At 35.0% G+C, this 21,893-nt stretch carries 27 protein-coding genes; 19 read left to right on the top strand and 8 right to left on the bottom strand.

Annotated elements, in window-relative coordinates; translation table 11 throughout:
* Positions 1 to 157 precede the first annotated feature (157 nt).
* Both iadA and ACONDI_RS10595 read left to right on the top strand, forming a co-directional pair.
* Positions 158 to 1,345, top strand: a complete 1,188-nt coding sequence (gene iadA / locus ACONDI_RS10600; protein ID WP_241078519.1) for a beta-aspartyl-peptidase — start codon at positions 158 to 160, stop codon at positions 1,343 to 1,345.
* A 105-nt stretch (positions 1,346 to 1,450) separates the two neighbouring features.
* Entirely contained in the window at positions 1,451 to 2,038 is a 588-nt protein-coding gene (locus tag ACONDI_RS10595) for a uracil-DNA glycosylase (protein WP_241078518.1), read from the top strand.
* Between the two features lie 44 nt (positions 2,039 to 2,082).
* Here ACONDI_RS10595 and ACONDI_RS10590 read toward each other — a convergent pair whose 3' ends face one another.
* The 4 genes from ACONDI_RS10590 to ACONDI_RS10575 form a co-directional block, all read right to left on the bottom strand.
* Complete coding sequence (locus tag ACONDI_RS10590) at positions 2,083 to 3,180, bottom strand: tungsten cofactor oxidoreductase radical SAM maturase (RefSeq protein ID WP_241078517.1); 1,098 nt, start codon at positions 3,178 to 3,180, stop codon at positions 2,083 to 2,085.
* Positions 3,181 to 3,185: 5 nt separating this feature from the next.
* Positions 3,186 to 3,425 (bottom strand): MoaD/ThiS family protein, encoded by a 240-nt coding sequence (locus ACONDI_RS10585; protein ID WP_241078516.1) that lies wholly within the window; start codon positions 3,423 to 3,425, stop codon positions 3,186 to 3,188.
* Between the two features lie 218 nt (positions 3,426 to 3,643).
* On the bottom strand, positions 3,644 to 5,377 hold the full coding sequence (locus ACONDI_RS10580; RefSeq protein WP_420848140.1) for an aldehyde ferredoxin oxidoreductase family protein: 1,734 nt from the start codon (positions 5,375 to 5,377) through the stop codon (positions 3,644 to 3,646).
* Positions 5,378 to 5,988: 611 nt separating this feature from the next.
* The gene (locus ACONDI_RS10575; RefSeq protein WP_241078515.1) at positions 5,989 to 6,651 is read right to left on the bottom strand and encodes a cell wall hydrolase; all 663 of its coding nucleotides are present in this window, start codon (positions 6,649 to 6,651) and stop codon (positions 5,989 to 5,991) included.
* Between the two features lie 376 nt (positions 6,652 to 7,027).
* Between ACONDI_RS10575 and ACONDI_RS10570 the strand changes: the two genes are divergently transcribed.
* Positions 7,028 to 8,293 (top strand): DUF1015 domain-containing protein, encoded by a 1,266-nt coding sequence (locus ACONDI_RS10570; RefSeq protein WP_241078514.1) that lies wholly within the window; start codon positions 7,028 to 7,030, stop codon positions 8,291 to 8,293.
* Between the two features lie 145 nt (positions 8,294 to 8,438).
* Here ACONDI_RS10570 and ACONDI_RS10565 read toward each other — a convergent pair whose 3' ends face one another.
* Entirely contained in the window at positions 8,439 to 8,633 is a 195-nt protein-coding gene (locus tag ACONDI_RS10565) for a DUF378 domain-containing protein (RefSeq protein ID WP_241078513.1), read from the bottom strand.
* A 162-nt stretch (positions 8,634 to 8,795) separates the two neighbouring features.
* Between ACONDI_RS10565 and ACONDI_RS10560 the strand changes: the two genes are divergently transcribed.
* The 13 genes from ACONDI_RS10560 to ACONDI_RS10500 all read left to right on the top strand — a co-directional run bounded on the left by ACONDI_RS10560 (position 8,796) and on the right by ACONDI_RS10500 (position 17,349).
* Complete coding sequence (locus ACONDI_RS10560) at positions 8,796 to 9,380, top strand: PH domain-containing protein (RefSeq protein ID WP_241078512.1); 585 nt, start codon at positions 8,796 to 8,798, stop codon at positions 9,378 to 9,380.
* An 11-nt stretch (positions 9,381 to 9,391) separates the two neighbouring features.
* Entirely contained in the window at positions 9,392 to 10,294 is a 903-nt protein-coding gene (locus ACONDI_RS10555; protein ID WP_241078511.1) for a radical SAM protein, read from the top strand.
* Positions 10,295 to 10,467: 173 nt separating this feature from the next.
* Positions 10,468 to 11,016, top strand: coding sequence for a GNAT family N-acetyltransferase (locus tag ACONDI_RS10550; protein ID WP_241078510.1), 549 nt, complete (start codon positions 10,468 to 10,470; stop codon positions 11,014 to 11,016).
* Between the two features lie 11 nt (positions 11,017 to 11,027).
* Positions 11,028 to 11,252 carry a putative signal transducing protein gene (locus tag ACONDI_RS10545; RefSeq protein ID WP_241078509.1) on the top strand — a complete coding sequence of 75 codons (225 nt, stop codon included), beginning with the start codon at positions 11,028 to 11,030 and terminating at the stop codon, positions 11,250 to 11,252.
* A gap of 67 nt (positions 11,253 to 11,319) precedes the next feature.
* Positions 11,320 to 11,508 carry a ferredoxin gene (locus tag ACONDI_RS10540; protein WP_241078508.1) on the top strand — a complete coding sequence of 63 codons (189 nt, stop codon included), beginning with the start codon at positions 11,320 to 11,322 and terminating at the stop codon, positions 11,506 to 11,508.
* A 148-nt stretch (positions 11,509 to 11,656) separates the two neighbouring features.
* Complete coding sequence (locus ACONDI_RS10535; RefSeq protein WP_241078507.1) at positions 11,657 to 12,589, top strand: cation diffusion facilitator family transporter; 933 nt, start codon at positions 11,657 to 11,659, stop codon at positions 12,587 to 12,589.
* Between the two features lie 85 nt (positions 12,590 to 12,674).
* Positions 12,675 to 13,298, top strand: coding sequence for an endonuclease III (nth, locus tag ACONDI_RS10530; RefSeq protein WP_241078506.1), 624 nt, complete (start codon positions 12,675 to 12,677; stop codon positions 13,296 to 13,298).
* A gap of 42 nt (positions 13,299 to 13,340) precedes the next feature.
* A complete protein-coding gene (locus ACONDI_RS10525; protein ID WP_241078505.1) occupies positions 13,341 to 13,736 on the top strand; it encodes an ArsR/SmtB family transcription factor in 396 nt (131 codons plus the stop codon).
* A 48-nt stretch (positions 13,737 to 13,784) separates the two neighbouring features.
* Positions 13,785 to 14,987, top strand: coding sequence for a tRNA epoxyqueuosine(34) reductase QueG (gene queG / locus ACONDI_RS10520; protein ID WP_241078504.1), 1,203 nt, complete (start codon positions 13,785 to 13,787; stop codon positions 14,985 to 14,987).
* 13 nt (positions 14,988 to 15,000) lie between these two features.
* Positions 15,001 to 15,483, top strand: coding sequence for a tRNA (cytidine(34)-2'-O)-methyltransferase (locus tag ACONDI_RS10515; RefSeq protein WP_241078503.1), 483 nt, complete (start codon positions 15,001 to 15,003; stop codon positions 15,481 to 15,483).
* Positions 15,484 to 15,554: 71 nt separating this feature from the next.
* Positions 15,555 to 16,031, top strand: a complete 477-nt coding sequence (locus ACONDI_RS10510; RefSeq protein WP_241078502.1) for an OsmC family protein — start codon at positions 15,555 to 15,557, stop codon at positions 16,029 to 16,031.
* A 135-nt stretch (positions 16,032 to 16,166) separates the two neighbouring features.
* Positions 16,167 to 16,907, top strand: coding sequence for an HAD family hydrolase (locus ACONDI_RS10505; protein ID WP_241078501.1), 741 nt, complete (start codon positions 16,167 to 16,169; stop codon positions 16,905 to 16,907).
* 58 nt (positions 16,908 to 16,965) lie between these two features.
* On the top strand, positions 16,966 to 17,349 hold the full coding sequence (locus ACONDI_RS10500; protein ID WP_241078500.1) for a Fur family transcriptional regulator: 384 nt from the start codon (positions 16,966 to 16,968) through the stop codon (positions 17,347 to 17,349).
* On the opposite strand, the gene ACONDI_RS10495 is transcribed toward ACONDI_RS10500, so the two are convergent.
* Positions 17,346 to 17,828 (bottom strand): hypothetical protein, encoded by a 483-nt coding sequence (locus ACONDI_RS10495; protein ID WP_241078499.1) that lies wholly within the window; start codon positions 17,826 to 17,828, stop codon positions 17,346 to 17,348. The two genes, ACONDI_RS10500 and ACONDI_RS10495, sit on opposite strands and share 4 nt — an antisense overlap.
* A 174-nt stretch (positions 17,829 to 18,002) precedes the next feature.
* Here ACONDI_RS10495 and ACONDI_RS10490 point away from each other — a divergent pair, with 174 nt between their 5' ends.
* The 3 genes from ACONDI_RS10490 (at position 18,003) to ACONDI_RS10480 (ending at position 20,834) form a co-directional block, all read left to right on the top strand.
* Positions 18,003 to 19,112: an AAA family ATPase gene (locus ACONDI_RS10490; protein WP_241078498.1), complete on the top strand. Its 1,110-nt coding sequence runs from the start codon at positions 18,003 to 18,005 to the stop codon at positions 19,110 to 19,112.
* A 111-nt stretch (positions 19,113 to 19,223) separates the two neighbouring features.
* Positions 19,224 to 19,493 (top strand): hypothetical protein, encoded by a 270-nt coding sequence (locus tag ACONDI_RS10485; protein ID WP_241078497.1) that lies wholly within the window; start codon positions 19,224 to 19,226, stop codon positions 19,491 to 19,493.
* A 33-nt stretch (positions 19,494 to 19,526) separates the two neighbouring features.
* Positions 19,527 to 20,834 (top strand): DRTGG domain-containing protein, encoded by a 1,308-nt coding sequence (locus tag ACONDI_RS10480; protein WP_241078496.1) that lies wholly within the window; start codon positions 19,527 to 19,529, stop codon positions 20,832 to 20,834.
* 14 nt (positions 20,835 to 20,848) lie between these two features.
* On the opposite strand, the gene ACONDI_RS10475 is transcribed toward ACONDI_RS10480, so the two are convergent.
* Positions 20,849 to 21,325, bottom strand: a complete 477-nt coding sequence (locus ACONDI_RS10475; RefSeq protein ID WP_241078495.1) for a sporulation membrane protein YtrI — start codon at positions 21,323 to 21,325, stop codon at positions 20,849 to 20,851.
* A complete protein-coding gene (locus ACONDI_RS10470; protein WP_241078494.1) occupies positions 21,322 to 21,654 on the bottom strand; it encodes a YtrH family sporulation protein in 333 nt (110 codons plus the stop codon). The genes ACONDI_RS10475 and ACONDI_RS10470 overlap by 4 nt, the downstream gene beginning before the upstream one ends.
* Between the last annotated feature and the right edge of the window lie 239 nt (positions 21,655 to 21,893).

Genomic DNA, 21,893 nt, shown 5'->3' with positions numbered 1-21,893 from the left:
TTTGATTTGCAAGATTGATTCTGGTGTAAAAAGTCATATGAACAGAGTTTTGTTTTTAATTGAATTAAAAACACTATATTTATGTGAATAGACTTTTTGCACCAGAATCAAAGTTTTAATTAAAAATTATAAAACTAAACGGAGGAGATGCAATTTAATGATTAAAGTTATCAAAGGTGGCGAAGTTTATGCTCCTGGGTACTTGGGCCAAAAGGATATTTTGATACTTGGCGAAAAAATTGGTGCAATTGAAGATAGAATTGACTTGGATACTAATCTAAAAAGCATTATTGGAAAGGAAGTAATACAGGCAAAAAATAAGCTAGTTGTCCCGGGGTTAATCGACGCTCATGTACATATTACAGGTGGAGGTGGAGAAGGCGGATTCAAAACAAGGACCCCCGAGGTACAGTTATCAGATTTGATCACAGCAGGTATAACTACTGTTGTAGGTTGTCTAGGAACCGATGGAATCACAAGGGATATGAAGGGCTTGTATGCAAAAGCAAAAGCCCTAGAAGAAGAAGGAATTTCTAGTTTTATTTATACTGGCTCCTATCAACTTCCTTTATCTACGATAACAGGAAAAATTGAGGAAGATTTAATTTTTATAGATAAAGTAATTGGAGTAGGTGAGATTGCCCTCTCAGACCACAGATCATCCCATCCAAGTTCAGAAGAACTTATAAAAATAGCTTCAGCCACACGACTTGGTGGGATATTATCGGGTAAAAAGGCAGTTGTGCATTTTCATCTTGGTAGTGGTAAAGATCATTTATTACATATTGAAAACTTAACTAAAGAATCTGAGTTACCTTTAGAACAGTTTTTGCCCACTCATGTAAATAGAACGGGAGAATTATTTGAAAAAGCTGCTGACTATGCGCGTAGAGGTGGTTTTATAGACATGACAACTACAACTACTGAACAGTTTTTAAAAGAAGGTGAAATTAAAGCAAGTAAAGGTTTAAAACTATTATTAGAAGAAAAAGTATTGTTGGATAATATAACTTTTACATCAGATGGGCAGGGAAGTCTACCTGATTATGATGAAAATGGGGTGCTGTGTGGCCTCTATAGTGGTAAACTGACCTCACTTTATAAATCTGTAAGGGAAGCAGTTTTTGAAGAAGGTCTTGACATACAAGATGTCTTAAATGTGGTGACAAAAAATCCGGCCAGGATATTAGGGTTATTTGGAAAAGGTATTTTAAGAAAAAACATGGATGCAGACATATTAATAGTAAACAAAGATGATTTAAGAATAGAAACTGTGATTTCTGGTGGTAGGCTTATGTTTAATAATGGGAGCTTACTTGTAAAAGGGACTTTTGAAAAAGATTGATAAAAGAAGATTTAATAATAAAGAATTGAAGTATTTTATGCAGGATAAAAAAAGATAACAGAGAAATAAAAATTATGATTTTTGAGGGAAAGGAGCCTTAATCTTATGAATTTTAACAATAGCTATGAATCATTAGAAGAGCTAAAAGAAGAAGCTTTGAAATGTAATGTTTGTCATCTTAGAGAAGGATGCAAAGGAGTCGTTTTTGGTGAGGGTGATCCGAAAGCAGATGTAATGTTTGTAGGAGAAGGTCCTGGTGCTAGAGAGGACGAGCTTCAAAGGCCATTTGTAGGACGAGCAGGGCAGCTTCTTACTGATATGATTTCTTCTATAGATTTTAAAAGGGAAGATGTATATATTACAAATGCCGTAAAGTGCAGACCACCTAATAACAGAACCCCTACTTTGAAAGAAATGGAGACGTGTCTTCCAATACTTAGACAGCAATTTAGATTAATTAAGCCCAAAATATTGGTTTTATTAGGTTCTGCTGCATTAAAAGGTTTGCTTGACCCAAAGGCCAAAATAACTAAGGTTAGAGGAATATGGCATGAGAAAAAAGATATTCCTATAATGCCAACATACCATCCGGCATTTTTGCTTAGAAATCCACCTAAGAAGAAGGAGTCATGGGAAGACTTACAGGAGATAAAAAGATTATATGATAAATTAAGCTCCGGGGAAGAATTTTAGTTTATTCTCCGCCGGAGCGTTTAATCTTCATAACACGAAATTAATTAGGGACATATAATGATTCCTCGGTACCATAAGCAATCAGCACATGTTGGGGAGTTACCCCAGCAGTCAAGGAAATTATCATCTGTCATTGAGCATCCTTCTAGATACTTACAATCTGTACAAGATGGAAACTGCTGGTCTTTTACTAATGAACGAAACTTTACGTAACTATCATTTTGCCAGATGTCTTTTAGTTTTTCTTTATTAACATCACCGAAATAATGCTTGTTATTAATCTTTTTTCGCCCATAAATATATTCTGTGTGATCATGCAAAAAACCGTAACAAGGACTAACTTTTCCATGTCTATTTATAACAGCAGAATTTGATTCAACGAAATTACAGTATCTCGTAGTTCGTAACTTCATTTCAGGTAGCTTGGATTTAAAGTATATAAGACCTCCACCACTTCCAATATCAAGCTCATCTTCTCCTGTATCATACAAAACTTCATTTATCATATCTTCAGTGTAAGGCAGAAGATTGGTGACAATTATTGAGTCTATCATGTATTTGCCTGCCATTTTAACAAGGGTGGGAAGCATCTCATAGTTTTTTTTCATTGCGACAAACTCTATCCATAACTCGGGTTTTTTTGCTCTAGCTTCTTTTTTTAATTCATTGATATAATTGATATTTTTTATCAACTGGTTAAAGTCAGAATCAAGCCTTATTTCTTCAAAGGTTTCTTTTTCTGGAGCGTCTACAGATATAATTATCCTATCTACACCAAGATCAATTATTTTTTTAGAGTTTTCTGCAGTAAGAAAATGTCCATTTGTAATAAATTCAGCTTTCAATTCGTGTTTTTTGATTGTTTCTAAAACCTCAAAAAACGAAGGATGAGTTGAAGGTTCACCAAATCCGCCTAAGTGTACTGTGTTTAGTTCTGGGAGTTCATCAATTTGATCTAATATAGTTTTTAAAGTTTTTTCTGACATATGATCTATTTCTTCATCCCATGAGTTTCTGATGCATGTTGTACAATTAAAGTTACACCTTGTGGTTAACTCGATGTAAAGCTTTTTTAGGTCTGTTTTTTTTGGGATGACTTTTACTCCATCTGAAACATTTATTTTTACATGATCTTTGTCCATAAAAATTAACCTCCTCCCACAGGAGGGAAAAGTCCTATTCTGTCCCCGTCTTGTATGGGTGCGTCTAAGTTTTTCTGTACACCATTCACTATAATCAAATGAAGCTCTTCTACAGGAAGTTCTAAAGAGTTTGCAACCTCACGGACATTTTTTTCGCCTTTAAGCTCGTATTGATAGATCCCTTTTTTGGCCGATTCCGGGAGATAATCCCTAAGGGTTGCATGACATCTTATTTCAACAGTCATATTTTATTTACCCCCTATAACTACTATAAACTACTTATTATTAACAATTAATAACCAAATGATCAAATGTTAATAAAGTTGAATAAATAGAGCCGGGAAAAGTATAATTATTTACCCGGCCCTTTTTTGAAGCAAATAGTTAAAACTAACTTACTGAATATTACTGGCTAAACTTTTAACCTAATCAATTAATCTATCCTAATTTACTTTGAACTCTTTTATTCTAAATCCTGATAAACAGAGTCAAGCTCCTCATCTGTAAAGTCAAAAGTAACATCGTGTGGTGGCAGCTTTTCTTTCTGGAAGAATTCAGGCATTCTATCATCTTCCCTGGTAAAGCCTAGTTTTTTGTTGTAGTTACGCTCTACCTTAAGGATTTGTTTACCAAGCTCTGTTACATCGTCAGGTGTAAGGCTGATACCGTACTGCGCATTAAGCATATCCACTATAGTAGGCACAGCTTCTTCGTTGTCAAGTACTGCAAAAGCTACAAAGAGGCAAAGCCCTGTAGAATCAATTGCAGCTGTAGCTACCTGAAGGTTTTTGGATAGTTCTGTTTGGCCTTCTTTTTTCAGTGGGTCTACTTCTCCACCGACTTTTAGGATATTAGCAGTTACAGAGTAGCCTGCTGTGTGGTCAGCGCCCTGGGTACTTGTAGCGTAAGTTACACCCACACCTTTGACAGCTCTTGGGTCATAAGCGGGTATACCCTGTCCTTTTACTTCAGGTACACGGGTAACCCCGTAAGTTTGGCCGGTTACTTTTGAACCTGAACCAAGGAGTCTTCCAAGAGGTGTGGCTTTTCTGATCTCTTCGTCAAAAAGTCTTTTTACCCCGTCTTTGTCGCCAAATTCTATTATTCCAGCTTCCATGGCAACACCCATGGTTACACCTGTTTCTATGGTGTCAAGGCCGATATCATCACAGCATCTGTCATAGTATGCTATAGCGTCCATATCGTTAATCAAGCAGTTAGCCCCAAAAGCCCAGACTGTTTCGTATTCGAATCCTGCAGTGAAGTAGTTACCATCTTCATCGTTGTAGATCTGGCTGCATCCCATTATACATCCAGGATGGCAGGAGTGACTTGCTTTGCCACCACGTTTTTTGATTATATCTACCATGGTTTCACCGCTTGTGTCATCTGCTTTGTCATATCTTCCTGATTCGAAGTTCTTAGTGGGTAGGCCACCAGCTTCATTTAGGATGTTGATTAGTACAGCGGTACCGTAGTTTCTTAGGGCTTCTCCTGATACCGGGTGGTCAAGGATAATCTTGGAGAACTTTTTACTTGCTTTTTTGAAGGCATCTTCGTCATGCATTACTACGCCAGGTGCATCGGTATCGTCTATGACTATAGCTTTTAGCCCTTTTGAGCCCATAACAGCCCCAAGGCCACCTCTGCCTGCTGCTCTTGCCGGGTTTTTGTCTATATCTGAGACTGCGATACTTGCTGCTGTCATCTTGTGTTCTCCGGCAGGGCCAATGGTCATAACCGAGACGTTTTTGCCGTATTTTTCTCTTAGCTTGTCCCCTGCTTCGTAGTTACCGAGGCCTTTTAGGCCGTCAACTTTTTCTAATTTTACTCCGTCTTTATTTACTACAAGGACGTTTTTGCCGTCATCTTTAGCACCTTCTACTATGAGTGCTTTTATATTTAATTTGCCAAAATACTGTGCAGCTGTTCCGCCTGCGTTACTCTCTTTGATTCCTCCTGTTAGAGGGCTGATGCTTCCTACTGATAGACGTCCGGAGCTTGGTGCCCTTGTTCCTGACAATAGACCAGGCGCAAATACTAGTTTGTTGTTTTCACCAAGTGGGTGAGCTCCCGGGTCTACTTCGTCACTTATTACCTGAGAGGTCAAAGCTCTTCCACCTAGTGGGGCGTAGCTCTCAGGGACTTCTTCTGTCTTTACTTCCTCAGTATTGAGGTTTACACGATAAATTTTCAAAATAATCACCTTCCTTTAGAATTAGCGCTCCATACCTAATATATTCTCTCTTTCTTTTTAATATCCTTCTTTTTAAATCGGTTTAGATTGAATATAGAGCATTGTAATTATTTGAAATATTCTAAAATAAGTTAAAAAAAGCCATCCCAGGCGTGTATTATAACAACCCGGGATAGCTTTTTTTATGTATTACTATAATAAGACCACAAATAAAATAATGGGAGAACCATTATGGAAGAAAGCTTTAATTAAAAGTGTTTCTTTAATTTCTGGTAACTTATTCTCCCACCTCCAAATACTTTTCTGTTAGTTTCAGCTACTCTGTTTAGTAATTTTTCTAACTTTCTCATTATAACCCCTCCTCTTGATGTTTGTTTTCCCTTGAGATGCTTGTTATTATAACAGGTCTAAAATTGTTATGCAATAGCAATACATATAATTTTATAAAAGTTCACATATTTTTCGAAATTATTATATAACAACACTAAAAAAACAAAAAAAGATAGGGCCAAATCCTAAAATACACAATAAAGAGATTTTAGAATTCGACCCTATGTAATATAGTAACTACTTCCTGCTTATTTTACTATTAATTACTTGCTTTTTAGTCTTTAGCTTGCAAAAACATGGTTTCCTATACGTGTGATTATTGGTCTAGTAAAAACCCACGGCGATTCTGCAGTTACAGGGTTATAAAATACTGTAGCTCCGTAAGTAGGATCCCAGCCTTTTAGAGCGTCCTCTACTGCGCTGTAAGCAGTGCTATCAGGTTGCATCCAGAACCTGCCGTCGTGTACTGGTGAGAAAGCCCAGGGTTCAAATATAACTCCTTCAATAGTGCCTGGATAATCCGGGTCGTGAACTCTGTTAATTACTACAGCTGCAACTGCAACCTGTCCGGTATAGCTTTCTCCTTTGGCTTCACTATAAACAGCTCGCGCCATCAGATCTCTCTCGTAATCTGATACATATAATCTTCTCCAACCACTATCACTGTCTGTACTGCTTGTACTGCCAGAACTTGTATTTCCTGAAGTAGGAATGCTGATCGTTTGTCCGGCATAAAGCAAATTCCCCCAAATATTGTTTGCTTGTCTCAGGGCATTTACGCTTGTCCCATAATGGTTAGCAATCTTCCAAAGACTATCTCCCCATCTTACAGTATATGTTTGAGAGTTAGAGCTACTTGCATAAGTAGTTTCTTGCAGACCTGCTGCTGGTACTACTGACAATATACCTAAGACCAACAAACTACAAAATACCTTTTTTAACATGTAATTCCCCCTTTGTTTTAGTTTACATAACTAAAGGAGATTATAGCAGCGCTGTTAAGTAAAAGGCAACTTGCTATTTTTAAGGTAAGCACTAAGGAAACTTTCTTGACTTGTACGCTCTTTTTTTATCTATGTTTTGTTTACATAATGATGATGATGGTTTAGAATGGATATCATAATGATAATTTAACATTTATTGCTTTTCTTACCGTAATCGGAAGAATAATCACCTTATATCATTTTAGTTAAGTTCAAATACTCCTCTTGCCCTTATAGCTGGTCCAAGGGTGACCCGTATATTTGCATTTTTATACTTGTTATATTAAAATGTTTTTTGTCAATCCAAATGATTAAAGTAAGTACAAGGAGGAATAATATGACAACCATTTATCCTTTTTCAGGCCTAAGGTACAATACTGAAAAGATAAGCTCACCAGCGGATGTGATTGCACCTCCGTATGATGTAATCGGGCCTGAAGAGCAGGAGCAGCTCTACAAAATAAGTCCGTACAATATTATACGGTTAGAGTACGGTAAAGAATCCAAGGAGGATACTCCAGATGATAATCGTTATACTAGAGCGGCTAATGATTTAGCCCAGTGGATGCAGGAAAATGTCCTGATTCAAGAAGATAAGCCAGTCTTTTATCTGTACGAGCAGCAATATACCTGGGAAGGTAATAGTTATCAAAGAGATAGCCTTATTGCCAATTTAAAGACAGAGCCTTATGAAAATAAATCAGTTATACCTCATGAGGAGACTTTATCTAAGCCGAAAGAGGACCGATTACAGCTTCTACGTCATTGTAAGACTAACTTTAGTCCTATTTTTGGTCTTTATCCAGATAAAGAAAAAGCTGTAGAAAATAAATGTGCATCTATAAAAGAAAAAGAACCTATTATGGATTTTAATGATTATAACGGGCAGAGGCATCGACTTTGGGTTATAGAAGACGCTTCTATTCAAAAAGAAATTCAAGAGGAATTTGAAGACTTTACTATATTTATTGCTGATGGTCATCATCGTTATGAGACTCAACTCGATTTTGCCAAAGAAATGGAAGCTAAAGGAAAAGAAGGATATGATCGAGTATTAGCAGTTTTAGTAAATCTTTATAGCCCAGGACTTTTAATACTTCCAACTCACAGGGTTATTAAAGGTATGGAAAATTTAGACTTGAACAAATTGGTTTCTAGCTTAGAAGATGAATTCGAATTGGAGGAATGGTCTTCGCCAACTGAAATTGATATAGACAATTTTACTGAAAAGCTTAATGAGAGAGGCGATGATCGTTTTGCTTTTGGGATGGTTACTAAGGATAAGGTTTATATGCTAGAATCAAAAGAAAAATATTCAGATGAAAAACTCGATGTTAGCTGGCTACAAGAAAAAGTGTTACAAGAAAGGTTAAACTTTACACCAGAAGATATAAAATCAGGAGACAGTCTATCCTATACTAGAGTTGATCAGGAAGCAGTAGATCTGGTGGTTAATGGGGAGGCACAGGTGTCATTTATACTTAACCCGCCAGGACTAGACCAAACTGTTAACTTAGCACAGACTAATGAGCGCCTGCCGCAAAAGTCTACTTACTTCTTCCCGAAACTAATTAGTGGACTTGTTCTAAACAAGCTTGATTAAACAAGAAAAAATTAAGTAGCCCAGATGTCGATTTTGGACTACTTAATTTTGACTAATAATTAAGAAACGGGTTATAAATTTTGACAAACAATCATAGGAAATATAAGTATAAATTTAACTAATTCCTATGATTGTTTTATTTTTTTTAAACTTTTTCTCTTTCTTTTAATAGGAAGGAGATGGAATATATTCCAGCCAAGCCGACGATACCATATATAATTCTACTTACGGTAGCTAGCTGGCCGCCAAAAATACTGGCTATTAGGTCGAAACCAAAAAAGCCAATAAGTCCCCAGTTTATTGCGCCAATAATTACAAGAACGAGGGCTACTCTATCCACAAAAATCACTCCTTTTTTTATCGTTTGATACATAGTTTTCCCAGCGGATTAAGATTTAATTCGTTGCTAAATTATTACTACTTTAACGAAGTGAGTTTGCTTTACCATTAAAAGGTTGATATACTACCTAATAAATAACTCCATAAAGGAGTGTTTCCTTAAATGTTTCAGGGTAGACTAGTAAAAGAAGCATCAATAAATGGTGATGCAAAAAAAGTGTCAATATATTTTCCAAAAAAATCATACGGTTGGATATCACTTTTAATTGCTGCTCTGATTTTTGCTGTTTTGGCATACTTTGCACTGCAGGCTTATAGAATGACAGGTGATATTGGCGCGGTATTCACCCTTATCGTTTCGGTTGGGTTAGTAATAGATTTTTTAGTTTTGACAGTTTGGTTTTTTACTATGAGATATGAACTTTCTCCAAAGTCTCTTGTTGTTAAATTTGGGCCTTTGAAATATGCCATAGATTTAGAAACAGTTGTAAATGTTAGAACTAAAAATCTAAATCATACTTTCTGGCCTAGTTTAAAGCTTCCCGGTTTTTCAATTTTTTATTCTTCTTATAAGGATGAAGGAAAAGTTTTTATGTGTGCAACAAGATCAAAAAAAGATATTATTCTAATAGAAACTGAATTAAAAAAATTTGGGATAACACCGGATAAAGAAGAGGTGTTTTTGGCGGAGTTAAACACCTATCTTCAAGAAATAAAACCTTATAAAGAGATAAAAAGAATAAATTAAGGGGTGGTGTTATGTCAAAAAAGCCTGGCTATGTCAAATTATTTGAAGAGGGGAAACTAAACAAAAAAGTAAAAAGAGCCTATAAATTATTAAATGAATGTACTCTTTGTCCAAGAAATTGTATGGTTAATAGAATAAAAGGTGAAAAAGGCTTTTGTAATACGACCGCTAAATTAAAAATTTCGTCATGCTTCCCACACTTTGGTGAAGAAAGACCCCTCGTTGGCAAAAACGGTTCCGGGACAATTTTTATTTCATATTGCAATTTGAAGTGTGTATTTTGTCAAAACTATGATATCAGTCATTACGGTGGCGGAGAGGAAATAACAGTAAACGAACTATCAAATATAATGCTTAATATTCAAAATAGAGGGTGTCACAATATAAATATAGTATCACCTACCCATGTTGTGCCTCAAGTGATTGCTGCCCTAAACTTAGCTGCCCGAAAGGGGCTTGATATTCCCTTGGTATATAATACCGGTGGTTATGATTCTAATAATGTGATAGAACTGTTAGACGGGGTAGTTGATATTTATCTTCCTGATATTAAGTTTGGTGATGATGATACTGCTGAAAAATACACAGGTGCTAAAAATTATTATCAAACCGTAAAAAAGAATTTAAAAATGATGTATCAGCAGGTAGGACCATTGGCCGTAGATAATGAGGGCATTGCATATAAAGGGGTTCTTGTAAGACACCTAGTAATGCCGGGCGATCTTTCAAACAGCAATAAAATTTTTAATGAAATTAGTAAAATATCAAAAGATATTCCTATAAATATAATGGGTCAATATTTCCCTGCCTATAGAGCATCAGAGTACATAGAATTAGACAGACGGCCTGGGATGATGGAAATAATGAAAGTTAAAAAATGGGCAAGTGAAATAGGACTTTTAGTGCTTGATTAAAAATTTCGGGACCAAAGTTTTATCTTTATTTTTCAAGAAGGAATACGTTATTAGATCCTAGAATATAAAATAGCGCCTTTTTTCAAATGATAGTTAAAATTAGGCATAAAAAGTGTTATGCAGCGAAAAGCTTTTAAAAAGTTTAAATTATTATGTAAAGTGGAGTGAAGCGTATGGCTATTTCTTATCAGTTTTTAAATAAAATATATCTTCGCCCCCCTAAAGCTTGTGACGTTAAGCACTATGTAAGCTGGTGGAATGAGTCCTTTTCTAATTATCTTGATTTAGGTAGTGTTACAGGCACCCCATCCAAAAGTGCTGTTTCGGAATTTACCAGGCAGGTACAAGATGGATATGTGCCCGGTTGGTTTACAATTATGTTGTGGGATGAATACATTGGAGATATAAGAGTTGGATATATTAGATATAGAAATATTGATTGGAAGAAAAAAAGAGTGGAAATAGCTATACGTTTGGGCAGAAAGTATTGGGGCAAAGGTATAGGAAAGTCAGCGATAGGAGAGTTGTTAGCTCATTTGTTTTATGAAAAAGGGCTAGAGGAAGCTTGGTTAAGTGTGGCATCATTTAATCAACGTGCAATAAGGCTGTACGAAAAATGTGGATTTACTGAGCTAAACAGGAAGATGGACCCTACTAAACCGGAGTTAACATGGATAATTATGGGCATTCATAGAAGTAAATTTGCAAAGCTTGTTATTTAGAGGTGAAAAATTTGAGTTCAGAAGAATGGACATATTTGATGAATGTTTCTGATGATATAGAAGCTGATATTGTAATATCACTGTTAAAAAGTCATGAAATACCTGCAAGAAAACATTATCCTGGTGGAGGGGTGTCTTCGAAGGTTATACTTGGAACGGTCAAAAATGTAGATATTTATGTTGATAAGACAAAATATGAATCGGCAAAAAACCTGGTACAAAATTCTGTGGAATAATAAGGTATCATTGATGCAACAATAAATATAGTAGAAATCAAAGCATAAAACAAGGAGTGAATGGAGTATGAAAGTTGAAGTAGATCAAGAGCTTTGTATTAGTTGTGGCCTTTGTGTTGATGAATATCCTGAGGTTTTTGAATGGAATGACGAGGGCATAGCCCAGGCCAGCACAGAAGAAGTCCCAGAAGGAAAAGAAGATGATGCCAAGGATGCCATTGAAGACTGTCCTACAGAGGCGATTAAAGAGGTTTAAATTTGAACCGCCGTTTTTATGCGGCGGTTCAAATATTTCCTCTGATTTATTTTCAAAATCATTTTCAAATGTACTTGAATATTTTATTTATGTATAATAAATTAGTAATGAAATTATAGGTAGTAGAAAAAAGTTAGGTGAAAAGTATATGATAGATAAAAATAAAAAAGCTCAAAAAGTATCTTATGTAGGCCTAGCTGGTAATTTATTTTTGACGATTTTAAAAGGTGTTTTTGGTTTTATATTTGGAAGTGCTGCACTTGTTGCTGATGCATTTCACTCACTAAGTGATCTATTATCAAATGGTGTTGTTATACTTGGGATAAGGTTTGCCAGTCGTCCGCCTGATAGCAGTCATCACTACGGACATGGGAAAATTGAATCGGTTGCAGCAAAAATAGTTGCTTTAATACTAATAGTTACTGGAGTCAGTTTGATTTATTCTTTTGTCTACAGCTTTGCCAGGGAGGTAACTACTCCCCAGGTTGGAGCGATCTGGATTGCTGTGATTTCTATTTTGGTTAAGGAAATTATGTATCAGTATGTTAGTTACATGGGCAAAAAGCTAAATAGCAGTGCGTTGATAGCCGATGCCTGGCATAACCGCTCTGATGCCCTTTCTTCTGTTGCGGCTTTGATAGGTGTTCTTGGAGCAAGAATAGGCTACCCGGTGCTTGATCCGATAGCCGGAGGAGTTGTAGCTTTACTTATCTTGAGGATGGGTCTAAAAATATATTTTAGGTCCATTAAAGAATTAATTGATACAGCACCAGAAACTGAGAAGATAGAACAAATTAGATATAGGGTATTAACCATTCCCGGTGCTAGAAATGCCAGAGAAGTAAAGGCTAGGATGCATGGAATGGGAGTTTATGTTGACCTGAAGATTTGCGTGGATAAGGATTATACGGTGGAGAAAGGCCATTCTATTGCTGCAGATGTCAGGTCTTTGTTAGAAAGCGATCTAAAAGATGTGGAACGGGTTTTTGTTCATGTTGACCCATGTGCTTATAACGAATGTATTAAATGTATTGATCTTAAAGAACTTAACGAGGAAAAAGAAAATGGAGCTGAGAAATAAATGCTAAAGCTTCTGTCAATGGATTTTTACGTGGATTTATTTTATAATAAATTTAATCTATTTGGCAGGAAAGAGGGAAGCCTTGATGGAATATAAGTTAAAGAAAATTTATAATGAACTAACAAAGCTTTACCCGGAAGCTAGATGTGGATTGGAGTATAGGACAGCGTTCGAGTTATTGGTAGCTACTATTCTTTCATCCCAATGTACAGACAAAAAAGTGAATAGAATAACTAACGAGCTGTTTAAAGTGGCAAATACACCCGAGCAAATTTTAGAACTAGGAAGAGAAGGATTAATTAAGTATATAAAAAGTGCAGGATTATATCATAATAAAAGTAAAAATATACTGAAAAGTTGTGAAATTTTATTAAATGAATACGGAGGTGAGGTGCCAAAAACCAGAAAAAATTTAGAAAAGCTCCCTGGAGTAGGACGAAAAACAGCTAACGTGGTTTTGGCAAATGCTTTTAATATTCCAGCTTTTGCTGTTGATACTCATGTGTTTAGGGTGGCAAATAGACTTGGCATATCTAAAGGAAATACAGCCTTAGAAGTAGAAAAAGAACTAACAGAGAAAATACCTGAGGAATATTGGGGGATCTTTCATCACTTGTTAATATATCATGGTAGAAATATTTGTAAAGCAAGAAAACCTGAATGTAAAACTTGTTCATTATATATTAATTGTGATAATCCCGTGGACTAATCCATATTAACTATCATTAATATCAGTGAGGAGGGGGATAACATGTCAAATAAAGAAGAAAAATATACAAAGATTATCGAGGAATATTATGAGGAAGTAGTTCCTGACGAGTTATTATGTTCTCCGGACAAAGTAAAACGCCAAAGAGAGCAGGTAAAAGACGTGCTTGATTTGACTCAGGTTTTTAAAGCATTGTCCGATGAAAACAGGCTAAAAATAATATACTCACTGCACAATGAAGGGGAGTTATGTGTCTGTGATATTGCAGGGATAGTTAATTCTTCTGTACAAAGGGCTTCATATCATTTGAGACTTCTTAGAGATATGGGTCTTTGCAATTATAGAAAAGAAGGAAAAATTGCGTACTACAGGCTAGAAGATAATGAAATGTCGAATATAATTCTGACTTTTATGAATAAAAACATTAATAAATCTTAAACCGGTGAATGTGAATAGATGAAAGATATACCGGGAGTTGAATTCTAAATGGAATTATTAGATTTGATAAAAAACGAAGCTAATGACTTAGGTTTTTTGGATATTGGAATAATAGATGCTAAATTTTCCGTTAATAGTGCAAAACGTCTCCTTAAAAGAAAAAAACTAGGTGAAAACACACCGTTTGTACCGCGGGATATCACCGTTAGAGTTAGCCCAAAAAAGTATGCTTTTTGGGCTAACTCTGTTATTGTTGTTACTTTCCCGTATAATTTTAGAGGCGGGCTTACTAAAAAACCTGTGGACGAACATCTGAGGGGAAGAATTTCTAAGTCGGCATGGGGTAAGGATTATCACCTCGTTTTGAAAGACAAATTAAACGCCCTAGGGGAACAGCTACGAAGAGAAAATGTGATCTGTAAATATCAAGCTTTTGTAGATACAAGCCCTCTTGCGGATAGAGAACTTGCTTTTAGAGCGGGGATTGGAACTTTTGGCAAAAATAATAATTTAATCTCCAACCAGGGTGGATCTTTTATATTTATAGGAGGGCTTTTAACTGACAAAGAACTACCACGTGGATTAATTGATAACGAAGCAGAAAAAGCATCTAAAAGATGTCTAGAATGTGAAAAATGTATTAAAAGCTGTCCAGGGAATGCTCTTTTGTACGGTAACAGGCTAAAGGTTGAGCGGTGTGTTTCTTACTTGACTGTTAAAAAAGGGTATATTGAAGAAGAATATAGACCAATGATGGCTGATAACATATATGGATGTGATAGATGTGTTGAGGTTTGTCCTGTTAACTATTCACATGAAGATAAATGTGTAGATAGAAATACTGATAAGGATATAGATGAATTATTGCCAAAAGATCTAACAAAAGATGACATTTTTCCGAGGCTTGATTTTTTGCTTGGATTATCAAATAAAAAATTCAAAATGTATTATGGTAATACAGCAATTTCGTGGCGGGGGAAAGCTGTAATTCAAAGGAATGCAGCCATAGCTGCTGGCAATTTGAAGGATCCACGGGGGTTAGATCTTCTATTAAAAAGTATAAAAGAAAAGGGTGAAATTGTAACTTGTCACTCCTTATGGTCTATTGGTATGATATATGATAATCTAACTAATAAACAAAAGGTAATAGTAGAAAACATATTGAAAGACTTTAGAGGAAAGAGAAAAGATATATGGTCAGAAGAACTAGAAGATGAATATCAAAAACTAATAGAAAAAATATTTGGATGAAGGTGATAGGATGTTGACAGAAAAAAATTCAATAGATCAGCATGTAGTGCTTGTAGAACCAGAGATCCCTCAAAATACAGGGAATATTGCTAGAACATGTGCTGTGACAGGAAGTACACTACACCTTGTTGAACCTCTTGGCTTTTCTGTAGATGAAAAGCATCTAAAAAGAGCTGGACTTGATTATTGGGATCAATTAAGTTATAGATTACATAAAGATTTTACTTCGGTAGAAAGGGAGCTAAAAGGATATCCTTTTTTTTTAATTACTACAAAAGGGGAAAAAAATTACGCTGAGTTAAACTATAAAAATTCACATGTACTGATATTTGGGAAAGAAACTGCTGGACTGCCTTCCTGGATTATGGAAAAATATAAAAAGTCACAGGTTAGGATACCGATGAAAGAAGGGTTAAGATCACTTAACTTGAGTACTGCTGTATCAGTGGTTACTTATGAAGCTTTAAGACAAAATAATTTCGAAGGATTAATTTGAAGAAGAATATTATTGAATTATAGCGGAAAACTATTGCAAAATAAAGTGTTGAAAATAAAGGAGGACACCAGGTGAAGCAGAAAGAACCTTTGAAAGAGCCCAAATTAGAACCAATAAAAGCTACGTCAAAATGGCAGGGAGGATCTAAAAGCTCCATATATGTTAGGGATTTTTCTCCCTTTTGTATGGATGAACCAAAAGAAATGGGAGGGGATGATACAGCGCCAAATCCGATGGAGTATGTAATAGGTTCTTTGTGTGGCTGCAGTACAGTTATGATATCTACGATTGCAGAGGAATTAAATTTTCAGGTTGATTCCATCGAAATTGAGTCACAGGGTGTGATTGACGAAAGAGGTGCTATGGGAGTAGATGGGGTAAACCAGCATTTTCAAAAGGTAGAAGAGTATATTTACTTAGACACAATGGAATCAAAAAGCAGGCTAGAAGAGCTGCAGGGTGAAGTTGAAAAACGTTGTCCGGGGCTTAATTTGCTAAAAGATGCTGGTATTGAAGTTAAAGTTTACTGGGAAAAAATGAATAGATGATTTAGTATAAAAGTAGTACTATAAAGGTTGTATATTTAGGGCTTCGGTATGTTTTTTACCGGGGCCCTTTATTAAATTTGTATTATAATATAAAATGTACAATTGAGAATGTATTTAAGGGGGCAGAATACTAATATGTATAATGCTGTTATGTTTGACTTGGATGGTACTTTGCTGCCTATAGATACTGAAAATTTTATTGAAAAATATATCCAACTTATAACCAATAAAGCAAAAACAATTATGGACAGCAATGAATTTATGGATAGATTTTTAATGAGTACAAATAAAATGATTGAAGAAAATAATCCTCTTAGAACTAACCAGGAAGTTTTTATGAAAGAATTTTTAAAAGGACTCAGTGTTACGGAAAGAAGAATATTTGATTTATTTGATGAATTTTATAAAAATGAGTTTAATCAGTTAGAAAGTATGGTCAAAGAAAAAAATGACCTTCCCCGCAAAATAATTAATAAATTAAACTCCTGGGGAACCAAGGTAGTAATAGCAACTAATCCTGTATTCCCAAGGAAGGCAATTGAAACCAGGATGAAATGGGCAGGTATATTAGATCTAGAATTTGAGTTGATAACTTCATACGAAATAATGCATTTTGCAAAGCCTAACCCAGAGTATTATTTAGAAATTTGTGAGTATATAAATGAATCCCCCGAGAACTGCTTGATGGTCGGCAATGATTATAGATATGATTTAGCTGCCCAAAAAACAGGGATGAAAGTATTTATGGTAACTGATTATCTTGAAGGGCATGATAGTAATACAAATAGTGGTACAAAATACAAGCTTTTACCGGACAAGCAGGGTTCACTAAAAGAATTGTTTAATTTTTTTGACAAAGAGTACGTTATGTTATAGTATATACTGAAGGCGGAATAGTATTAATTACTAATTAAAGGCAAAGGAGTTTTTGAATATGGCTGAAAAGAAAAGAATGACTAAACAAAGGAAAGTGATACTGGAAGTTTTAAAAAATACTAAATGTCATCCTACTGCGGACTGGATATATGACCAAGTTAGGCAAAAACTGCCAAATATAAGTCTTGGTACTGTTTACAGAAATCTAAAAGTATTAAAGGAAATGGGAGAAATAATGGAGTTAGATTATGGTAGCACTTATAGTAGATTTGATGGTAACCCTGAAAACCACTATCACTTTGTTTGTAATAGCTGTGATGAAGTGATTGATTTAGACTTGCCAGTAGAAGACAATTTGAATGAAAGGGCCCAAGAAAAAAATAATATTAAAGTTGTTAATCACAGACTAGAGTTTTATGGGTTCTGCGAAAAATGCAGCTAATCTTTGTGGTAGTACCAAATCTTAAATATCACTTCTCCCTTTATAGCAATTCTATTAGGTAGAGTTTTTGCGCTTATATATTTTAGTTCAGGCTTTATCGTTTTTAGCTGTTTTATTTTAGGTTTGTTTTCTGGAATTTTTAACAGGGTATTTAGTGAGATGCTTTTATGCTGTTCAGGTATTGTTCTTAAAGTTTTATCCCATTTTAGCTTGATGGGTTTGGTAGAGTTTTTTTGGTTATATTTTTCTGTTGTTACGTCTATATTTCCAGTAATATTGATTTTAACTGGAGAAATTGTTTGAAAAGCAATGTTTTTAATTGTTGCCCTGGCGTTTAAATTATTGCCTGCTTGAATTCCTTCCATTTTGATAATTTCAGCCCAGGGCCTAACTAATTCTATTTCTTCTAACTTACCTTTGTGTTTGTCATTTTTAACCGAAGATTTGAGTTTACAATTGTTGCTAATATTAATTTTCAATTTTTCCCCTCCTTATTTTTTTGTAGAACTTGTAAAAATGCCTCGTATTAGAGTATGATAATTTTTTCCTTGATGAATCTTGTCAAATAAAAGAAGGAAAATTTTCATTCCCATAGAAAATATGGTATTAAGGCATAGTATGTTGTGCTTATATATGGCATAGGAGGTTTATTTTTGGATAATAATATTTCAATTAACCCCGGAGACAAGATTTATTTAGAGCCTGCGACTAATGTTTATAGCGGCAAATATATCAGTGAAGTAATAGAAATCAATAATAACCATATCGTAATCTCTGTGCCATTTGACAAGGGAAAACTTATTCCCCTGGCTGTAGGTACCAAACTAAAAGTAAGCAATAGTTCGTTTTCATTTGATTCAGAGGTTCTTTCGAGAAAATTAGGAAATGACAAAAACCTTGAAATAGCTAGACCCGGATCAATTTTCAGGGGGCAGAGGGATAATATGACTGATAATAAAAGCGCTAGAGTGATTGCAGTGACAAGTGGTAAGGGTGGAGTAGGAAAAAGCAGTTTGTCTATAAATATAGCTATTAGCATGGCAAGACTTGGGCAAAGAGCTTGCGTGGTTGATGCAGATTTAGGGATGGCTAATGTAGATGTATTGTTGAATTTAAGTCCAAAATATAACTTGACTCATTTAATAATGGGATACAAAGACATTTTTGATATAGTTTTGGAAGGGCCGGAAGGTATTTTGATTATACCAGGAGGATCTGGTTGGCAAGAGATTGCAAACCTTAGAGATTCTCAGTTTAGTAAACTGTTACAAGCTTTTAACAAATTAGATGACTATGCTGACGTAATTCTTCTCGATACAGGTGCTGGTGTTAATAAGAATGTAATTAATTTTTTACTAGCTTCTGATGAGGTGTTGCTTGTTACCACACCTGAACCACACGCAATAACTGATGCTTATGCCATGATAAAGATTATAATGCGAGAGAGTCCAGAGCTTCCTATTAGATTAATTGTTAACAAAGTGGATGACAAAAGAGAAGGCGATTATGTGGGAGAAAAAATTGTAATGGCCTCTAAGCAATTCCTTGGTGCATCAGTAAAGTATTTAGGTCATGTAATGGATAATACCACCTTTTCTCAATCTATTAAAAAGCAAAAACCCATAATGATAGAATGGCCAAGATCAAAAACTGCACAAGAAATAGAAATGATAAGTAATGAAATATTGGGAAGAGAGAATCCAGACAATCAGGGCCTGAAAGGATTTATTAAGAAGTTGTCAGGATTTTTGGCTAAAAAATAATTATTTCTCCATAATATATTTCAACAAGAATCATAATGTAATAAAAAGTATAATATAAAACAAAGAGATATGAAAAGTAATATAAGTATATTAATTATGGAGGAAGGACTTATGCTGAGATTTTCTGAAAAGAAGATTTCTTATATTGTAAGTATTATATTGGCTTTTGCTATAGCTGTATTTTTACCCCGATTGCCTGATATAGGGCTGGCGGGGGTTGATTCACTTTTTACCCTTGTTTGGCTATTGTTTGCTATAGTAGTTTTAGCTTCTCATTTGAGGGTTGCTTTTTATCAAAAAGAAAAGCTTGGTGTTGAGGATGAGCAAGAGGAGGAAATTAAAATAGAAACAAGCAAAAGTCGGGAATACAAAAGGAGCTAAGGTTAATTTGAAAACAATTTAGGAGGCAATTTTATGAACAAGCATCAAAAAATATTAAGCTATATTGAGAGACTTCCGGTAGGAAGTCAAATATCTGTTAGAAGTATTTCTAAAAACTTGAATGTTAGTGATGGAACTGCATATAGAGCTATCAAGGATGCGGAAGCCAAGGGATTTGTAAGTACTGTGCCTAGAATTGGGACAATTAGGATAGAAAGTCCTAAAAGAACATATGAGCAAAAAGTTACTTTTGCGGAACTAGCTAGTGCAGTGGATGGTACTGTTTTGGGTGGGAAAGAAGGACTTCACAAGACTCTAAAAAGGTTTTTGATTGGAGCTATGGAACTTGAAGAGATGGCAGAGTATATCTCTGAAGGAAGTTTATTGATTGTTGGTAATAGATACAATGCTCACAAGCTAGCACTTGAAAAAGGGGCTGCTGTACTTATATCAGGAGGATTTGATACCAATGAAGAAAATAAAAAATTGGCAGACGAACTTGAGCTTCCTCTTATTAAAAGCCCATATGACACCTATACTACAGCCACTTTGATAAATCGTACTTTGTATGATCATGACGTTAGAAAAGATATTTTGCTTGTTCAGGATGTAATGAACAAAACCCCCTATTACCTAAATGTAAAAGATAGTATAGAGGATTGGAAGCAAATGTTTGAGGATACCAATTATACAAGGTTTCCTGTAGTTGATGATGATATGAAGGTAAGAGGGGTTATAACTTCTGTTGATATAACTAACAAAAGAAATATGGAATCTAAAGTAGACAAAATCATGACGAAGAATCCTTTGACTACCTCTCCTAGGACCCTTGTAGCTTCTATAGCTCATTTGATGGTATGGGAAGGAGTAGAACTTGTACCTGTAGTTGATGAAGGTGATTTGGTAGGAGTTATTACCCGTACCGATGTTATGAAAGCTTTGCAATTTGGCCCCAAAGGGACGAAAGTACAATCAAGCTACTGGGATATAGTGCTTGATAACTTTACCTATGAAAAACATAAAGATGGTATAACATTTAAAGGTGAAGTGACTTCTGTAATGTTAGATCAAATGGGAGGTTTAAACAGTGGTGTTTTTAACACTATAATTCTTGCTGCTGCTCATGCAGCCCTTCGCAATGACAATGATTACGAGGTTGTCCCAGAGAACTTTACCCTTTATTATCTGCAGCCTGTTCAGCTAAATGAAGAAATTGAAGTAAGGGCAAGGATTATTGAGAAAACAAGAAACGCTGGTAAAGTTGGTGTAGAGATAGTCCATAATGATTATTACGTAGCAAGTGCTTTATTTGCAGCTAAAATATTAAAAAGCAGCAAATAGAATTAAAATAAATTTTAGTCTTCGTCATCTTCTTCTAAAAGTACTGGCTCAATATGAAATGATGTTTTTTCTGCTATGATTAGGCTTTTAACATAAAGTCTGTATTCTTTTTCTTCTAATTTTACAATACGCTGATCCAAAATTTGAAAAATAAGCTCTGGTTCAAGACTTTGCACCTCTTGACCAAGGAGCTTTTTTGTTATTTCTTCGCAGTATTCTTGAATATATAAACTTGTGAACTCATCATCTTGATAATCAATAATTATATCAACGTCTTTAACTAGTTGAACTGCGGGAGCACCCTGCTGTTCTTCTTTTTTTTGGATATCTTCTTCTAACTGTTTGGCCCTTTCTTCTGCTTTTTGCAAGTCATGTTCTAAAGTTTGTACCTCAATATATAAATTATCTAATTCATGGCCAAGATAAATGGTTGTAATAGATGATCCTATCAAAATTCCAATTAGGAGTAAGCTGATATTTTTTTTGTTCACGTACCGCTACCTCCTGAGAGCCAATTTATAGTTACAACACCTAAATGTGCTCCCATAAAAGAACTTAATATAAAAATAAATTGTTTAACTACCGAATTTAATTGACCCTCAATAAAACCAAGTTCAAGCTCTTTCATAGCAGTAAATGTTCCACCTAATGCTGCAAACATTCCCCAGAGTTTTAAATTTTCTGCTGTATCTATCATAGTACGCATGGGAGCAATTCCACCAAATACTGAGCCTATCCCACCAAATATGGAACCGCCTAAAACAACTCCAAAGGCAATAAAAAAATTTAAAAATAAAGTGCTTAAAAATGTATTAGGCATAATACAACCTCCCTGGTTTTCATGCGGACTTTTTGCACCAGAATCACTCTTTAGTTTAATTTATTTTTCTAGATTATTAAATATGAGAAAAAGGTTCAACTAGCTAAAGTTCGATTCTATAGAATGATTTTGGAAGGATATTTTTCTTTGGTAGGAGAACTAATAATATAAAACATATACAAAGCTTTTAATTTGCGAGATTTGTAGCAAATTCTTGCGACACGCCTCCAGCGGGCAGG

The organism is Natranaerofaba carboxydovora, from assembly GCF_022539405.1.
GTDB lineage: Bacteria > Bacillota > Natranaerobiia > Natranaerobiales > Natranaerofabaceae > Natranaerofaba > Natranaerofaba carboxydovora.
This window is presented reverse-complemented; position numbering and strand designations above follow the sequence as displayed.

What these genes read in the sequence shown, in the direction of transcription:
- queG (WP_241078504.1), top strand. Translation starts at nt 13,785, where the DNA reads ATGGAATTATTAGATTTGATAAAAAACGAAGCTAATGACTTAGGTTTT.
- ACONDI_RS10595 (WP_241078518.1), top strand. Translation starts at nt 1,451, where the DNA reads ATGAATTTTAACAATAGCTATGAATCATTAGAAGAGCTAAAAGAAGAA.
- ACONDI_RS10590 (WP_241078517.1), bottom strand. Translation starts at nt 3,180, where the DNA reads ATGGACAAAGATCATGTAAAAATAAATGTTTCAGATGGAGTAAAAGTC.
- ACONDI_RS10550 (WP_241078510.1), top strand. Translation starts at nt 10,468, where the DNA reads ATGGCTATTTCTTATCAGTTTTTAAATAAAATATATCTTCGCCCCCCT.
- ACONDI_RS10535 (WP_241078507.1), top strand. Translation starts at nt 11,657, where the DNA reads ATGATAGATAAAAATAAAAAAGCTCAAAAAGTATCTTATGTAGGCCTA.
- ACONDI_RS10500 (WP_241078500.1), top strand. Translation starts at nt 16,966, where the DNA reads ATGGCTGAAAAGAAAAGAATGACTAAACAAAGGAAAGTGATACTGGAA.
- ACONDI_RS10505 (WP_241078501.1), top strand. Translation starts at nt 16,167, where the DNA reads ATGTATAATGCTGTTATGTTTGACTTGGATGGTACTTTGCTGCCTATA.
- ACONDI_RS10585 (WP_241078516.1), bottom strand. Translation starts at nt 3,425, where the DNA reads ATGACTGTTGAAATAAGATGTCATGCAACCCTTAGGGATTATCTCCCG.
- ACONDI_RS10525 (WP_241078505.1), top strand. Translation starts at nt 13,341, where the DNA reads ATGTCAAATAAAGAAGAAAAATATACAAAGATTATCGAGGAATATTAT.
- ACONDI_RS10540 (WP_241078508.1), top strand. Translation starts at nt 11,320, where the DNA reads ATGAAAGTTGAAGTAGATCAAGAGCTTTGTATTAGTTGTGGCCTTTGT.
- ACONDI_RS10575 (WP_241078515.1), bottom strand. Translation starts at nt 6,651, where the DNA reads ATGTTAAAAAAGGTATTTTGTAGTTTGTTGGTCTTAGGTATATTGTCA.
- iadA (WP_241078519.1), top strand. Translation starts at nt 158, where the DNA reads ATGATTAAAGTTATCAAAGGTGGCGAAGTTTATGCTCCTGGGTACTTG.
- ACONDI_RS10470 (WP_241078494.1), bottom strand. Translation starts at nt 21,654, where the DNA reads ATGCCTAATACATTTTTAAGCACTTTATTTTTAAATTTTTTTATTGCC.
- ACONDI_RS10560 (WP_241078512.1), top strand. Translation starts at nt 8,796, where the DNA reads ATGTTTCAGGGTAGACTAGTAAAAGAAGCATCAATAAATGGTGATGCA.
- ACONDI_RS10570 (WP_241078514.1), top strand. Translation starts at nt 7,028, where the DNA reads ATGACAACCATTTATCCTTTTTCAGGCCTAAGGTACAATACTGAAAAG.
- ACONDI_RS10485 (WP_241078497.1), top strand. Translation starts at nt 19,224, where the DNA reads ATGCTGAGATTTTCTGAAAAGAAGATTTCTTATATTGTAAGTATTATA.
- ACONDI_RS10555 (WP_241078511.1), top strand. Translation starts at nt 9,392, where the DNA reads ATGTCAAAAAAGCCTGGCTATGTCAAATTATTTGAAGAGGGGAAACTA.
- nth (WP_241078506.1), top strand. Translation starts at nt 12,675, where the DNA reads ATGGAATATAAGTTAAAGAAAATTTATAATGAACTAACAAAGCTTTAC.
- ACONDI_RS10480 (WP_241078496.1), top strand. Translation starts at nt 19,527, where the DNA reads ATGAACAAGCATCAAAAAATATTAAGCTATATTGAGAGACTTCCGGTA.